The sequence below is a fragment of the Thauera aminoaromatica S2 genome (assembly GCF_000310185.1).
GTDB classification, from domain to species: domain Bacteria; phylum Pseudomonadota; class Gammaproteobacteria; order Burkholderiales; family Rhodocyclaceae; genus Thauera; species Thauera aminoaromatica.
In genome coordinates, this window is record NZ_AMXD01000102.1 from 1 (window position 1) to 14274 (window position 14274).

The following is a 14274-nucleotide window of genomic DNA, read 5'->3' on the forward strand; positions in this document are numbered from 1 at the left end:
CGGCGCCGGCATGGTGCAGGCGCTCGGCGCCCGCCTGCTCGACGCGCAGGGCGGCGAGCTCGGCCCCGGCGGCGGTGCGCTCGCCGCCCTCGAGCGCATCGACGTCTCCGCGCTCGATCCGCGCCTGGCGCAATGCCGCATCGAGGTCGCCTGCGATGTGGACAACCCGCTCACCGGGCCACGCGGCGCCTCGGCGGTGTTCGGCCCGCAGAAGGGTGCGAGCGTCGAGATGGTGCAGGCGCTCGATGCCAATCTCGCCCGCTTCGCCCGCATCGTCGAGCGCGACCTCGGCGTCGCGGTCGAGGCGGTAGCGGGCGCCGGTGCGGCCGGCGGCATGGGCGCGGCGATGCTGGCCTTCTTCGGCGCCGCGCTGAAACCGGGCATCGAGATCGTCACCGCCGCCGTGGGGCTGGACGCCCACGTGCGCGACGCCGACCTGGTGATCACCGGCGAGGGCCGCATCGACTTCCAGACCGTGCATGGCAAGACCCCGATCGGCGTTGCCCGCGTCGCCAAGCGCCACGGCATTCCGGTGATCGGCATCGCCGGCTCGCTCGGCGCGGACGTCGGCGTGGTGCACGCGCACGGCATCGACGCGGTGTTCAGCGTGCTGGCCAAGCCCTGCACGCTGGACGAGGCCTTGCACGATGCCGCGGCCAACGTCGAACTGACCGCGCGCAACGTGGCGGCGGTGCTGCGCATCGGGCTGGCGCGACGCTGATCCGGTAGTCTCCACTCGAGGCCGGACGCAGGCCGGGGCGGTGCAGGCGGGCGAACGCCCTCATCCGTGTTGCTACGACTGCACGGTGCCACGGTGTGCGGGCATCATGCGGGTTCGCATCTGGCTCCCGAGAGCCGCCCGATCCTTCCAGCGCGTCCGTCGCGCGCCCCGCACGAAGGCCTGTATGGACATCATCTTCGGCATCATCCTGCCGGTCTTCGGCACGCTTGGCCTCGGCTACGTCGCGGCGCGCTCCGGCGTGTTCGACGAGGCGGCCAACCGCGGGCTGTCCGTGTTCGTGTTCAACTTCGCGCTGCCCTTGATGCTGTTCCGCGCGATCGCGCAGGCCGAGCTGCCCGACGCGATGCCCTGGGGCTATCTGCTGTCCTACTACATCGGCGCCTTCGGGGTGTATGCGCTGGCGATGCTGGGCGGGCGGGTGCTGTTCGGGCGCCGGCTCGGCGAGCAGGCGGTGCTCGGGCTGGGGGCGGGCTTCTCCAACACCGGGATGCTCGGCATTCCGCTGGTGATGACCGCTTACGGCCCGCCGGCGGCGCTGCCGCTGTTCGTGATGATCGCCTGCCACAGCCTGCTGATGCTGCCGCCCACCACCGCGCTGATCGAGGCCGCGCAGGGCGCGCGCGAGGGGCTGGGGCCGATGTTGCTCAAGCTCACGAAGAGCGTGCTCGGCACGCCGATCATCTGGGGCCTGTCCTGCGGGCTGGCGTTCGCGCTGCTCGGCATCGACATCCCCGGTCCGCTCGACGCCGTCGCGAAGGGCCTGGGCAGCGCGGCGACGCCGTGCGCGCTGTTCGCGCTCGGCGCCTCGCTGACGCGCTACAGCCTGGGCGGCAACCTGCGCGAGCCGGCGCTGCTGGTGGCGCTGAAGGCGGTGGTGCATCCGGCGATCGTGTGGCTGCTCGCCACCCAGGTGTTCGCCGTGCCGCCGCTGTGGGTGGCCACCGGCGTGCTGCTGGCGGCGCTGCCGGCGGGCATCACGCCCTATCTGTTCGCGCAGCGCTACGGCGCCTGCCAGTCCACCGTGGCCTCGGCGGTGTTCCTGTCGACCCTGGTGTCGGTGGGCACGCTGTCTGTGCTGCTCTTCGTGTTGCGGCCCTGATGTCCGGATTCCTCGAACTGCTCGACTTCTCCCTCGGGGTCACCGGGCCGATCTTCACGCTGCTCGGCCTCGGCGTGCTGCTGCGTCGGGTCGGGCTGATCACCGAGGGCTTCATCGCGGCGGGCTCGCGGCTGGTGTTCGTGGTCGGCCTGCCGACCATGCTCTTCGTCAACATCGCGCGCACGCGCCTGGAGGACTCGGCGAGCGCCGGCATGCTGGTGTATGGCCTGGCGGCGACGGTGGCGATCTGGCTGCTGATGGAGTGGGTGGCGAGCTTCGTCGTGCAGCCCGAGCGCGACCGCGGCGTGGTGGTGCAGGGCGCCTTCCGCTCCAATTTCGGCGTGGTCGGCCTGGCCTACTGCGGCAACGCCTACGGCGAGGCGGGGCTGGCGATGGCCTCGCTCTACGTCGGCGTGCTCACCATCCTGGTGAACATCCTCGGCGTGATCACGCTCAGCCGTTCGCTGCACCGCAGCCAGGGCCCGGGCAAGGTCCTGCGCGGCATCGCCACCAACCCGCTGATCCTCGGCATCCTGCTCGCGCTGCCGGTGTCGGCCTTCGCCCTCCCGCTGCCCGCGGTGGCGATGAAGTCGGCCGCCTACATCGCCGACATGACGCTGCCGCTCGCGCTGCTGTGCACCGGCGCGACGCTGGATTTCCGCAGCCTGCGCAGCGAAGCCGGCAACACCGCGCTGGCCACCTTCGGCAAGCTGGTGGCGATGCCGCTCGTGTTCACGCTCGGCGCATGGGCGGCGGGATTCCGCGCCATGGAACTCGGCGTGCTGATGCTGATGGCGTCCTCGCCTTCGGCGGCGGCGAGCTATTCGATGGTGCGGGCGATGGGCGGCAACGCCACGCTGGCCGCCAACATCATCGCGCTGACCACGCTCGGCTCGCTCTTCACCACCAGCGTCGGCGTCTCGCTCCTGCGTGGTGTCGGGCTGATGTGATCCTGCTTGCCCGGCACTTCTGCCGAGCGGCTTCACTGAAAGGCATTCGAAAGCCCTCCTCCGTATCGTCCGCCTCACCCTGCGAGGTGGCACGTGTCCGCCGCGCAGCGAACATATTCCGATATGGAGGAGATCGCCATGCTGCTCAAGAAGACCCTGTTCGCCGCCGCCACCGCGGTGCTTGCCACGCTCGCCGCCGGTGTCGTCCATGCCGCCCCCGAGAAGCCCGAATGCATCGCGCCCGCCAAGCCCGGCGGCGGCTTCGACCTCACCTGCAAGCTCGTGCAGAGCGCGCTGCAGAACGGCTACCTCGAGGCGCCGATGCGCGTCACCTACATGCCCGGCGGCATCGGCGCGGTGGCCTACAACACCGTGATCGCCAACCGCCCGGCCGAGGCCGGCACGGTGGTGGCCTTCTCCGGCGGCTCCTTCCTGAACCTGGCGATCGGCAAGTTCGGCAAGTACACCGAGGATGACGTGAAGTGGGTCGCCGCGGTGGGTGCCGACTACGGCGCGATCATCGTGCGCGCGGACTCGCCCTTCCAGAGCCTCAAGGACCTGATCGAGGCCACCCGCGCCAACCCGGGCAAGGTGGTGTACGGCGCGGGCGGTTCGGTCGGCAGCCAGGACTGGATGAAGTCGGCCCTGGTCGCGCGCGAGGCGGGCGTGGATCCCAAGTCGATGCGCTACGTCGCCTTCGAGGGCGGTGGCGAGGCGATGACCGCCCTGATGGGCGGCCATGTGCAGGTTTACTCGGGCGACGCCTCCGAGGTGGCGGCGCACCTGAAGGGCGGCCGCGTGCGCGTGCTCGCGGTGCTCGCTCCCCAGCGCCTGCCGGGCGAGTTGGCGGCGATCCCGACCGCGATCGAGCAGGGCTACAAGGTCGACTGGACCATCGCCCGCGGCTACTACGTCGGTCCCAAGGTCGCCGATGCGGACTACGCCTGGTGGGTGGCGACCTTCGACAAGATGCTGGCCTCGCCGGAGTTCGACAAGCTGCGCGCCGAGCGCGGCCTGTTCCCCTTCGCCCGCACCGGCGCGGCGGCGACCGAGTACGTGAAGCAGGAAGTGCAGCGCTTCAGGAAGCTCGCCGTCGAGCTCGGCCTCACCGCGCAGTAATCCTCCTCCGCAAACCCTGCCGCCTGCTGCGGCGCCCGAGGGGGCACCGCAGCAGGCGGCACACGGGAGTTCGACCATGAGTGAAAGAATCTTCGGCGGCGTGCTGCTGCTGGTGAGCCTGGCCGGCATCTGGATCGGCTGGGACCTGCAGGCGCCGATGTCCTACGAGCCGGTGGGGCCGCGCGCCTTCCCGCTGCTGGTGCTGTTCCTGCTCGGCCTGTGCGCGATCGCGCTGATGCTGGAGAAGACGAGCGAGACGGTGTGGGCACCGCCCCCGGTGCTCAAGCGCATCGGCCTGCTGTTCCTGATCGTGCTCGCCTATGCCCTGCTCTTCGACAAGCTCGGCTTCACGATCGCGACCGCGCTGATGACCGTCCCGGTGGCGCGCTTCTTCGGCGGCAGCTGGAAGCAGGGCGTCGTCGGCGGCATCGGTCTGGGCGTGGGCATGTTCTTCTTCTTCGACCGTCTGCTCGACGTCGCATTGCCCACCGGGCTGTGGCTGAACGGCATCCTGGGGTAAACCATGGAAACCTTGTCGCTTCTGATGGACGGCTTCGCCGTCGCCGGTACGCCGGAAAACCTGATGATCGCGCTGATCGGCTGCTTCATCGGCACCGTGGTCGGCCTGCTGCCCGGCCTTGGCCCGATCAACGGCGTCGCCATCCTGCTGCCGATCGCGTTCGCGATGAAGCTGCCGCCCGAGTCCGCGCTGATCCTGCTGTGCGCGGTGTATGCGGGTTGCGAGTATGGCGGCCGGATCTCCGCCATCCTGATCAACGTGCCCGGCGACGCCGGCGCGGTGATGACCACGCTCGACGGCTACCCGATGGCGAAGAAGGGCCTCGCCGGCCCCGCGCTGTCGATGTCGGCGCTCGCTTCCTTCACCGGCGCGCTGCTCGCCACCATCGGCATCGTAGCCTTCGCGCCGCTGCTCGCCGAGTGGGCGATTGCCTTCGGCCCGGCGGAGTACTTCGCGCTGATGGTGCTGGCGCTGTCCTGCCTCGGCGGCCTGGTCGGCGACTCGCTGCCCAAGGCGATGACCGCCTGCCTGATCGGCCTGCTGCTGTCGACCGTGGGCATCGACGCCAACAGCGGCGTCTATCGCTACACCTTCGACATGCTGCACCTGCAGGACGGCATCCCCTTCATCGTCATCGTGATCGGCCTGTTCGCGGTCAGCGAGCTGATGCTGATGCTGCAGAACGAGCACACCGCGAGCGAGCCGATCACCATCACCGGCCGCATCCTGTTCAACATGAAGGAGCTGATGCTGGCGAAGTGGACGATGCTGCGCTCGGCCTTCTCCGGCTTCTTCATCGGCGTGCTGCCGGGTGCCGGCGCCACCATCGCCTCGGCGATGTGCTACGCGATGGAGCGCCGCATGGCGGGCAAGGACCACCAGTTCGGCAACGGTGACATCCGCGGCGTGGCCGCGCCGGAGGCGGCCAACAACGCCTCGGCCAACGGCTCGCTGGTGCCGATGCTGACCCTGGGCGTGCCGGGCTCGGGCACCACCGCGGTGATGATCGGCGCGCTCACGCTGTACAACATCACGCCGGGGCCCACCCTGTTCCAGGACCAGCCGGTGATCGTGTGGGGCCTCATCGCCTCGCTCTTCATCGCCAACGTGATGCTGCTGGTGCTCAACATCCCGCTGATCCGCGTGTTCGTGAAGTTCCTCTCGATCCCCAACTGGCTGCTGGTGCCGGGCGTGGCGGCGATCTCGCTGGTGGGCGTGTATGCGGTGCATGGCACGACCTTCGACCTCATCCTCGGCACCCTGATCGGTGGCGTCGGCTACCTGCTGCGGGTGATGAATTTCCCGATCGCGCCCTTCATCCTCGGCTTCGTGCTCGGCGACATGATGGAGCAGAACCTGCGCCGCGCCCTGTCGATCAGCGATGGCGACGTCGGCGTGCTGTTCGCCAGCCCGATCTCGATCGGCCTGTGGGTGGCGGCGGCGGCGATGCTGCTCGGCCCGCGCCTGATGCGCATGATGGAGCAGCGCAAGGCGGTGACCGCCTGAGCGCGAAGATCACCTTCCGGGATTCCGGGATTCATCCTCCGATGACCGGAATCCGCGAGCGCGGCGGGCCCCTCCCGGCCCGCCGCCTTTCGAAGAGCGCCCCAAGGGCGCTCTTTTTTTGTGCCGGAGGGTGCGCGCTCAGTGCTCCGCCTGCGGGCCGGACACGGGGTCGATCACCCGCGGCCGGCCGCCCTGGTCGAGGGCGACGAAGACGAAGCTCGCGTCGGTGACCTTGACCTGTTCCTCGCCGTCGCGCGAGCGGCGCCAGGCCTCGACCTGGATGGTCATCGAGCTGCGTCCGACGCGCACGATGTCGGCGTACAGGCTGACCTCGTCGCCGATATACACCGGGCGCAGGAAGGTGATGCGGTCCACCGAGACCGTCGCGCAGCGGCTGCGGGCGCGGCGGGCGGCGACGTTGCCGGCGGCGAGGTCCATCTGGGCCATCAGCCAGCCGCCGAAGATGTCGCCGGCGGGGTTGGCGTCGGCCGGCATGGCGATGGTGCGGATGGCGGGTTCGCCGCGGGGTTGGGAGGGGGTCTCATGCGGGTTCATGGCAGGGCTCGCTGATAGGGAAAGGGAATGGAGACAGGAAACGGAGACAGCCGCAGCGCAAGGCGGCTGCGGTCGAGGTCGCCGTGCACCGTAGCGCAGAAGGCCGCGCGTCGACGCAAAAGGCAGGTGCAGCGGAAGATTTCCGCGTGCACCTGCCCTGCGTGAAAGCGTCGCCCTGGCGGATGGATCAGAAGCGGTGGCGCATGCCCGCCATCATCACCTGGTGCTTGTCGCCGGCGGCCGGCGTCAGGTTGCCGATCGCGTAGTTGGCGCCGACCTCGTTGTCGAGCTGCGAGTAGCCGGCGTACAGCGTGGTGCGCTTGGACAGCGCGTGCAGGTAGTAGGCCGACCAGCCGCTGGCGTCCTCGCTCGCGGCGCCGTCGGATTCGTCGCGGTCGGCGTAGCTGATCGCCACCGTGTTCGCCGGATCGAGGCGGATCTCCGCGCTGAGGTCCCAGCTGCGCGCCTTGCCGTTGCCCACGCTGCCGCGCTCCTTGTCCTGCGACCAGGCGAAATAGGGCTTCACGATGCCGAAGTCGTAGGACAGGGCGAAGCCGTCGGTGCGCACCTTGCCGCCGCTGGTGTCGCGCTGTACGGTTTGCGTGACCAGGGAGCCGGCGAGCGCGCCGTTGGCGTAGAGCATCGCGATGCCGTGGCCATCGCCCTCCTGGCGCGCGGTCGAGTCGGTTCCGCTCTCCTTGCCGAACCAGTAGCCGCCCTCGAGCTCGAAGCCGGCGAGTTTCGCCGAGCGGACCTTGATCATGTTGTCGAAGCGCGTCTCGTAGGCGGGCTTGACCGCGCCCGCCTTGCGGATCAGCAGGCCGGCACTGCGGTCGGCGTTGCCCGTGGCGTCGAAGGGATCGAGCGCGTCGAAGGCCGGGGAATACTGGCGGCCCAGGGTCACGCGGCCGAGGCCGTTTTCCAGGCCGACGAAGGATTGGCGGCCGAACAGCCGCCCGCCTTGCTCGGCCACGCCGGTCGAGGGGTCGAAGCCGCTCTCGAGCACGAACAGGGCCTTGTTGCCGTTGCCGAGATCCTCCGTGCCGCGGAAGCCGAGCCGCGAGCCGTTGAGCTCGCCGTGGCCGATGCCCTCGTAGCGCTGCGAGCCGGATTTCTCGTAGCCGAGGTTGAGGTCGATCAGGCCGTAGAGGGTGACGTTCGATTGGGCCAGCGCGAGCGATGGCAGGGCGAGGGCGGCGGCCACCAGGGCCGGCGCGGAAAGGCGTTGCATGGGAGTCTCCTCGATCGTTCGGATGTGCGCGCCGGATGGATCGGGCGCGTGGCGCGCATTGCAGCGCCGACGCCTTTCGATCGGCTTTCAGCGCGATCCGGGGACGAGGAGAAGAGCGACGTTCAGGCGCTTGGCGTGCTGCCGAGCGGAAGTTCGACCTCCACGCACAGCCCGCGGCCGCCGGCACCGTCGCGCAGCGTCACCCGTCCGCCGTGGGCGAGCGCGATCTCGCGCACGATCGCCAGCCCCAGCCCGCTGCCTTCGCTGTCGCCCTGGCCGAGGATGCGGTAGAAGCGCTGGAACACGCGCTCGCGCTCGGCGGTGGGGATGCCGGGTCCCTGGTCGCAGACGCTCACCACCGCGTCCTCGCCGAAGGTGGCGACGGCGACGGTCACCGCCGAGCCGGGCGGGCTGTAGCGGATGGCATTGTCGATCAGGTTGGAGACCATCTCGCGCAGCATCGGGGCGTTGCCCTGCATCGTCAGGGCATGTCCGATGCCCTCGTAGGCGAGGTCGATGTCGCGCTTCAGCGCGAGCGGGGCGAGCTCCATCGCCACCTCCTTCACCAGGCCGGCGAGGTCGAGCGCGGCGCGTTCGCCGATCAGGCCGTTGACCGCCTCGGCGCGCGACAGGGTCAGCATCTGGTTGGCCAGCCGGCGCGCCGCGCGGGTGCTGCGCAGCAGGCTGGCGAAGGTCGCCAGCATCTCCTCGGGGTCGGTCTGACGCAGCCCGTATTCGGCCTGCGTGGTGAGCACCGCGAGCGGGGTGCGGATCTGGTGGGCGGCGTCGGCGAGGAAGCGCCGGCGCGCGGCGAGCATTGCCGAAATGCGTTCCATGTGGTGGTTGATCGCGTCGATCAGCGGCGCGATCTCGCTCGGCACGCGTTCCATGCGCACCGGGGTGAGATCCTCCTCGTCGCGCGCGCGCATGTGGTCGCGCACGCGCAGCAGGGGGCGGAAGGCGGTGCCGAGCGCGGCCAGCACCAGGATCGCCCCCACCGCGACCAGCAGCGACTGGCGCTGCAGGCTGGCGACGAACAGGTCGCGTGCCAGCGCCCGGCGTGCACCGGTGGTCTCGGCGAACACGATCAGCACCGCGTCGCCGCCGCGCAGCGCGGGGTCGTAGAGACGCTTGCGCATCGCCGCCAGGCGCACCGTCTCGCCGGCATAGGGCAGGTCGAAGATGCGCACGCCGCCGTCGTCTGCCGGCAGCTCCGGGGGGCGCAGGTCGGCATACCCGGTGACCAGCCCGCCGGCGGGGTCGAACACGGCATGGAAAATGCGCTCGGCGGCATCGGCCTCGAAGCCTTCGAAGGCGGCGTAGGGGATGTCCACCTGGATCTGGCCGCCGAGCGAGTGGGTGCGTTCGCCGATCGCGCGCACTGAGGCGGTGAGCGTGCGGTCGTAGGCCTGGTTTACCGCGTCGAGCGCGCTGCGATGGGTGAAGAAGGCGTTGATCAGGAGCAGCACGGCCAGGGGCGGCAGCAGCCAGACGAGCACGCGCTGACGCAGGCTGCCGCCGTGTCCGGGCGCAGCTACCGCCCTGGCAGCCGCGCCGTGCTCGCGATCGTCCGTGCCCGGGTTTGCCGGTCCGGACCCGGAGGCGCCGTCCATGTCAGGCTGCCGGCTTCTCGGCGAGCAGGTAGCCGAGCCCGCGCAGCGTGTTGATCGCCACGCCCGCGCCTTCGAGCTTCTTGCGCAGGCGCGAGACGTAGATCTCGATCGCCTCCACGCGTGCGTCGGCATCGAACTCGAACACCTTCTCGAACAGGGCCTCGCGGGCGACCGGGCGACCGACCCGTGCGAGCAGCGCTTCCAGCACGGCCAGCTCGCGCGGAGTCAGTGCCAGCGCCTGTCCGTCCACCGCCATGCGGGTGGTGGTGTCGAACTCGAGCCGGCCCAGGCGCACCAGCGGCACCTGGTTGCCGGCGCGGCGCAGCAGCGCCTTGATGCGTGCCTCGAGTTCGGCGAGCTCGAAGGGTTTGGGCAGATAATCGTCGGCGCCGAGGTTGAGCCCGTGCACCCGCTCCTCGGTGCTGCCGCGCGCGGTGAGCACCAGCACCGGTGTGGGAGCAGGCTTGTCGGGGCCGCTCTCGCGGTTGCGCAGGCGGCGCAGCACTTCGAGGCCGTCCAGCCCCGGCAGGGACAGGTCGAGGATCACCAGGTCGTAGCGTTCCGTGCGCAAGGACTGATCGGCATGGTCGCCACGATTGAGCACATCCAGCACGAAACCGGCATGCCGAAGCGAGCGCGCCACCCATTCGGCGAGTTCGGCGTGGTCCTCGACCAGCAACAGGCGCATCGGTGTTCCCGCTGAAAGTGAATCGAAAGGCGTGTGCGGGATTATCGGCGCAAAGCCGGGGTGCGTCCAAGGCGGCACATGCCGGGCATTCCCCGCATGGCGGTGCGGGCGCGGGGGCACGCGGAGCACGAGGAGGAGGGGTGATGAGGATCAGGGGTGGGAGGGCCGCGCTGAAGACGGTGCTGGCGGTCGTGGCGGCGGTGGCGATCGCCCCGGCGCGGGCCGAGCCGATCGCCGATCGCTTCGATCAGGCACGCCTGGAGGGCGTGGTGGTCGTCTATGCGGCGACCGACCTCGAGGTGGTCAAGCCGGTCATCGACGACTTCGAGGCCCTCCATCCCGGCGTTCGGGTGCAGTACCACGACATGCACTCGGCCGAACTCCATGCGCGCGTGGTCGACGAGGCCCGGCGCGGGCTGGCCGGTGCCGACGTGGTGTGGAGCTCGGCGATGGACCTGCAGGTGAAGCTGGTCAACGACGGCCACGCCCAGCCGCACCGCTCCGCCGAGACCGCGGCGCTGCCGCGCTGGGCGGTGTGGAAGGACGAGGCCTTCGGCACCACCTACGAGCCGGCGGTGATCGTCTACAACAAGCACCTGCTCGGCGCGACCGAGGTACCCGACAGCCATGCGGAGCTGATCCGCCTGCTCGATCGCGACCCGGCGCCGTTGCGCGGGCGCATCGCCACCTACGACCCCGAGCGCTCCGGTCTCGGCCTGCTGCTGCACACGCAGGACGCGCAGGCCAACCCGATCGTGTTCTGGCAGCTGGCGCGCGGCATGGGCCGGCAGGGCCTGGAGCAGCACGCGGCGAGCAGCGAGATGCTCGACCGCGTCGCCGCGGGCAAGCTGGTGCTCGCCTACAACGTGCTGGGCTCGTACGCGCACCGGCGGGCGCGCAGCGATCCGGCGCTCGGGGTGGCGCTGCCGCGGGACTACACGCTGGTGCTGAGCCGGGTCGCCTTCATCGTGCGTGGCGCGCGTCATCCGGCGGCGGCGCGCCTGTGGCTCGATCATCTGCTGTCGACCCGAGGCCAGGCCCTGCTCGCCGCCAACCTCGGCCTGCTGCCGGTGCGCACCGACGCCGGCACCGCGGGCGCGGACAGCGCTGCCGCGCTGCTCCACCACAACCTGCAGCATGCCTTCCGCCCGATCCGCATCGGCTCCGGGCTGCTCGCCTACCAGGACCAGGCCAAGAAGCAGGCCTTCCTGCGCCAGTGGGATGCGGCGACGCGGCCGGCTTCCGAGTGAGGCCCGCCCGGCCGACCGGATCCCCGGCCCTCTCCCCCACCGCCGCGCAGCGTGGTCCCGGATCGCGGTGCGTCCCCAGCGGCCCTTTCTCCGTTTCGTCCCGATCTCTCGCCGATCTCCTGCCGATGTCCGCCCTCTCCACGCTCCGTCTCGCCGCCTGGCGCCAGATCCTTCCCACGCTCGCGCTCGCCACGCTCGCCGGCTGGCTGGCCGAACGCCTGCACCTGCCGCTGCCGTGGATGATCGGCCCGCTGTTCGCCGTGGCCGGCGCACGCATGGCCGACCGGGACCTGCGCCCGCTCCCCGGTGGACGGCAGACGGGACAATGGGCGATCGGCGCCGCGCTCGGGCTGTACTTCAGTCCGGAGGTGGTGGCGCAACTGAGCCTGCATGCGCCGCTGGTGATCGCGGCCGCGCTGGGCTCGCTGGTGCTCGGCATGGCCTACGCCTTCATTCTGCTGCGGCTGGGGGGCGTGGATGCGCCGACCGCGTTCTTCGCCGCCCTGCCGGGCGGGGCCTCGGAGATGGCCAACCTCGCCGATCGCCACGGCGGTGCGGTGGACCGCATCGCCGCGGCGCACGCCATCCGGGTCATGATGGTGGTGTCGGTGCTGCCCTTCGCGCTCACCTTCGCCGGGGTGCAGGGCAGCGACGTCTACGTGCCCCTGGCGCGGGATGTGGACGCGCAGCACTTCCCGCTGCTGGTGGGCGCGAGCCTGCTCGGGGTGGGGGCGTTCAAGCTGCTGCGCATCGCCAATGCGTGGGTGCTCGGGCCGCTGCTCGGTGTGGCGCTGGCGACGCTGGCCGGCGTGCCGCTGTCGGCGCTGCCGCCCTGGGTCGTCAATGGCGGTCAGCTGCTGATCGGCTGTGCCCTCGGCTGTCGCTTCTCGCGTGCCTTCTTCCGCGCCGCGCCACGCTTCATGAGCGTCGCGGCGCTCACCGGGGCGATGTCGATCGTGCTTGCGTTCGCCCTCGCGACCCTGCTCGGCCTGGTCGCGGAGGTGCCGCTGTCGACGCTGGCGCTGGCGACCGCTCCCGGCGGAGTGTCGGAGATGTGCATCACCGCCAAGGTGCTGCAGCTGGGCGTACCCCTGGTCACCGTGTGCCATGTGTTGCGCGTGGTGGTGTTGACCGTGGGTGCGCAGTGGAGCTTCGGCATCTTCCGCCGCCTGGTGGCCGTCTGAGCGGCGCCGGTACGCCCGCGCGGGCGTACCGGCGCGGGATCAGGCGCCGTCCGCCAGCGTTGGGTAATCGGTGTATCCCTTCGGCCCGGGGGTGTAGAAGGTCGCCGGATCGGGCGCGTTGAGCGCGGCCTTGCGGCGGATGCGTTCGGGCAGGTCGGGGTTGGCGAGGAAGGCGGTGCCGAAGGCGACCGCGTCGAGCTTGCCGGCGGCGATCGCGGCGTTCGCTTCGTCCGCCGAGTAGCCCATGTTGCCGATCAGCACGCCACGGTAGGCGGCGCGCACCGGTGTCACCACGTCGCCGTGCTGCTGGCCGAAGAAATCGCCGCGCATCAGGTGCAGGTAAGCGAGCCGCCAGTCGTTCAGGCAGCCGGCGAGCCAGCTTGCCAACCCGATCGGGTCGCTGTCGATCATGTCGTTGTAGCTGTTGAGCGGCGACAGGCGCACGCCGACGCGGCCGCCGCCCCACACCTTGCACACCGCGTCGAGCACCTCGAAGAGCAGGCGGGCGCGGTTCTCGCGCGGTCCGCCGTAGGGACCGCCGCGCTGGTTGCTGCCGTCGCGCAGGAACTCGTCGAGCAGGTAGCCGTTGGCGCCGTGCACTTCCACGCCGTCGAAGCCGGCGGCACGGGCGTTCTCGGCGGCGCGCGCGAAGCCGGCGACGATGTCCGGCAGCTCGTCGTCGCGCAGTTCGCGCGGCACGACGTAGGGCTGCTTGCCCTGGGGCGTGTGCACCTCGTCGCCGGTGATCGCGAGCGCGCTGGGCGCAACCGGCTGGCGGCCGTCGTTGAGCAGCGGGTGGCAGGCGCGGCCGCCGTGCCAGATCTGCAATACGATGCGCCCGCCGGCGGCATGCACCGCGTCGGTGACCTTCTTCCAGCCTGCGACCTGGGCCTCGGAGTGGATGCCGGGCTCGTGCCAGAAGGCGGAGTTGCCCTCCATCGCCATCGTCGCCTCGGCGATCAGCAGGCCGGCGCTGGCGCGCTGGGCGTAGTGGGTGGCCATCAGCGCGCCGGGCACGTGGCCGTCCTCGGCGCGGCAGCGCGTGAGCGGGGCCATCAGGACGCGGTTGGGCAGGGCGAGATCGCCCGCCTGCAGCGGGGTGAAGAGATCGGTCATGGGGTCTTGTCCTCGGGGTCGATCGGATCGAAAAGTCGGGCGAAGGCTGCGCGCGCCGCCGTCTCGGCGAGGTCGGCGAGACGCACGGCCTGCGCCTTGCGCTCGGCGGGCGCTTCGTCCAGCACGGAGCGCGCGAGCGCGCGGAGGTTCCCCGACGCAGCCAGGTGATGGCGTCGTGGCGGGTGCCAGGTGTCGAGCCAGGCGCGCAGCTTCGCGGCCTGCGGTGCCCCGCCTGGAAGGAGGCCGATCGCGGGACGCGCGAAGGCGTCGGCGACGATGCGTGCGTGCAGGCTGCTCGCGCAGCATAGCGCGGCGTTGGCGATCAACGCGCACAGATCCATGACGTGGGGGGAGGCGGCGATGACGGCCGCCTCCGGATCGGGCAGGCGGCGGCGCAGGCGCTGCAGTACGTCGGGGTCGTCGTGCCAGGGCGCACGCCCGGCGCAGAACAGCACGATGCCCAGGTCGCGCTCGCGCTGGATCGCCGCAAGCTCGCCCGCGAGCGTGGCGAGGGTGGCGTCGTCGCCGAACTCTGCCGCGAGCTGCACCGCCACGTAGCCTCGCGCGAAGCGTGCCCGCAGCGCCGCGACCTCGCCCGTCGCGGCGTGGTGCGCCACCTCGGCGCCGAGCAGGCGTTCGACCAGCACCGCGGGGTCGGGGACCAGCGCCGCGTCGAGGCCCGCGGCGGCGAGGGCGTCGCG

The 14274-nt window shown here is 70.9% G+C and carries 14 protein-coding genes; 8 read left to right on the top strand and 6 right to left on the bottom strand.

Features of this window, described 5'->3' with window-relative positions:
* The 6 genes from C665_RS14175 to C665_RS14200 form a co-directional block, all read left to right on the top strand.
* The coding region (locus tag C665_RS14175) for a glycerate kinase family protein (RefSeq protein WP_004316071.1) at positions 1-721 on the top strand (721 nt) is incomplete at its 5' end.
* Positions 722-905: 184 nt separating this feature from the next.
* Complete coding sequence (locus C665_RS14180; RefSeq protein WP_004316073.1) at positions 906-1841, top strand: AEC family transporter; 936 nt, start codon at positions 906-908, stop codon at positions 1839-1841.
* The gene (locus C665_RS14185) at positions 1841-2791 is read left to right on the top strand and encodes an AEC family transporter (protein WP_004316075.1); all 951 of its coding nucleotides are present in this window, start codon (positions 1841-1843) and stop codon (positions 2789-2791) included. Before C665_RS14180 ends, C665_RS14185 begins: the two co-directional genes overlap by 1 nt.
* Before the next feature lie 138 nt (positions 2792-2929).
* The gene (locus tag C665_RS14190; RefSeq protein ID WP_245537177.1) at positions 2930-3910 is read left to right on the top strand and encodes a Bug family tripartite tricarboxylate transporter substrate binding protein; all 981 of its coding nucleotides are present in this window, start codon (positions 2930-2932) and stop codon (positions 3908-3910) included.
* 76 nt (positions 3911-3986) lie between these two features.
* Complete coding sequence (locus C665_RS14195; protein ID WP_004316079.1) at positions 3987-4430, top strand: tripartite tricarboxylate transporter TctB family protein; 444 nt, start codon at positions 3987-3989, stop codon at positions 4428-4430.
* A 3-nt stretch (positions 4431-4433) separates the two neighbouring features.
* Entirely contained in the window at positions 4434-5936 is a 1503-nt protein-coding gene (locus tag C665_RS14200) for a tripartite tricarboxylate transporter permease (protein WP_012584276.1), read from the top strand.
* Positions 5937-6074: 138 nt separating this feature from the next.
* On the opposite strand, the gene C665_RS14205 is transcribed toward C665_RS14200, so the two are convergent.
* The 4 genes from C665_RS14205 to C665_RS14220 form a co-directional block, all read right to left on the bottom strand.
* Complete coding sequence (locus tag C665_RS14205) at positions 6075-6491, bottom strand: acyl-CoA thioesterase (protein WP_004316083.1); 417 nt, start codon at positions 6489-6491, stop codon at positions 6075-6077.
* A 187-nt stretch (positions 6492-6678) separates the two neighbouring features.
* Positions 6679-7722 carry a porin gene (locus C665_RS14210; RefSeq protein ID WP_004316087.1) on the bottom strand — a complete coding sequence of 348 codons (1044 nt, stop codon included), beginning with the start codon at positions 7720-7722 and terminating at the stop codon, positions 6679-6681.
* A 122-nt stretch (positions 7723-7844) separates the two neighbouring features.
* Entirely contained in the window at positions 7845-9335 is a 1491-nt protein-coding gene (locus C665_RS14215) for a sensor histidine kinase (protein ID WP_004316090.1), read from the bottom strand.
* A 1-nt stretch (position 9336) separates the two neighbouring features.
* Positions 9337-10023 (bottom strand): response regulator, encoded by a 687-nt coding sequence (locus C665_RS14220; protein ID WP_004316093.1) that lies wholly within the window; start codon positions 10021-10023, stop codon positions 9337-9339.
* 143 nt (positions 10024-10166) lie between these two features.
* On the opposite strand from C665_RS14220, the gene C665_RS14225 reads away from it, so the two are divergent.
* Complete coding sequence (locus tag C665_RS14225; RefSeq protein WP_004316094.1) at positions 10167-11273, top strand: ABC transporter substrate-binding protein; 1107 nt, start codon at positions 10167-10169, stop codon at positions 11271-11273.
* A 125-nt stretch (positions 11274-11398) separates the two neighbouring features.
* Positions 11399-12457: an AbrB family transcriptional regulator gene (locus tag C665_RS14230; protein ID WP_004316095.1), complete on the top strand. Its 1059-nt coding sequence runs from the start codon at positions 11399-11401 to the stop codon at positions 12455-12457.
* Positions 12458-12496: 39 nt separating this feature from the next.
* Here the strand turns inward: C665_RS14230 and C665_RS14235 are convergent, their stop codons facing one another.
* On the bottom strand, positions 12497-13573 hold the full coding sequence (locus C665_RS14235; protein ID WP_004316096.1) for an alkene reductase: 1077 nt from the start codon (positions 13571-13573) through the stop codon (positions 12497-12499).
* Positions 13570-14274, bottom strand: a 705-nt coding sequence (locus tag C665_RS14240) for a polysaccharide pyruvyl transferase family protein (protein ID WP_004316097.1), incomplete at its 5' end; no start/stop codon positions are given. The genes C665_RS14235 and C665_RS14240, both read right to left, overlap by 4 nt.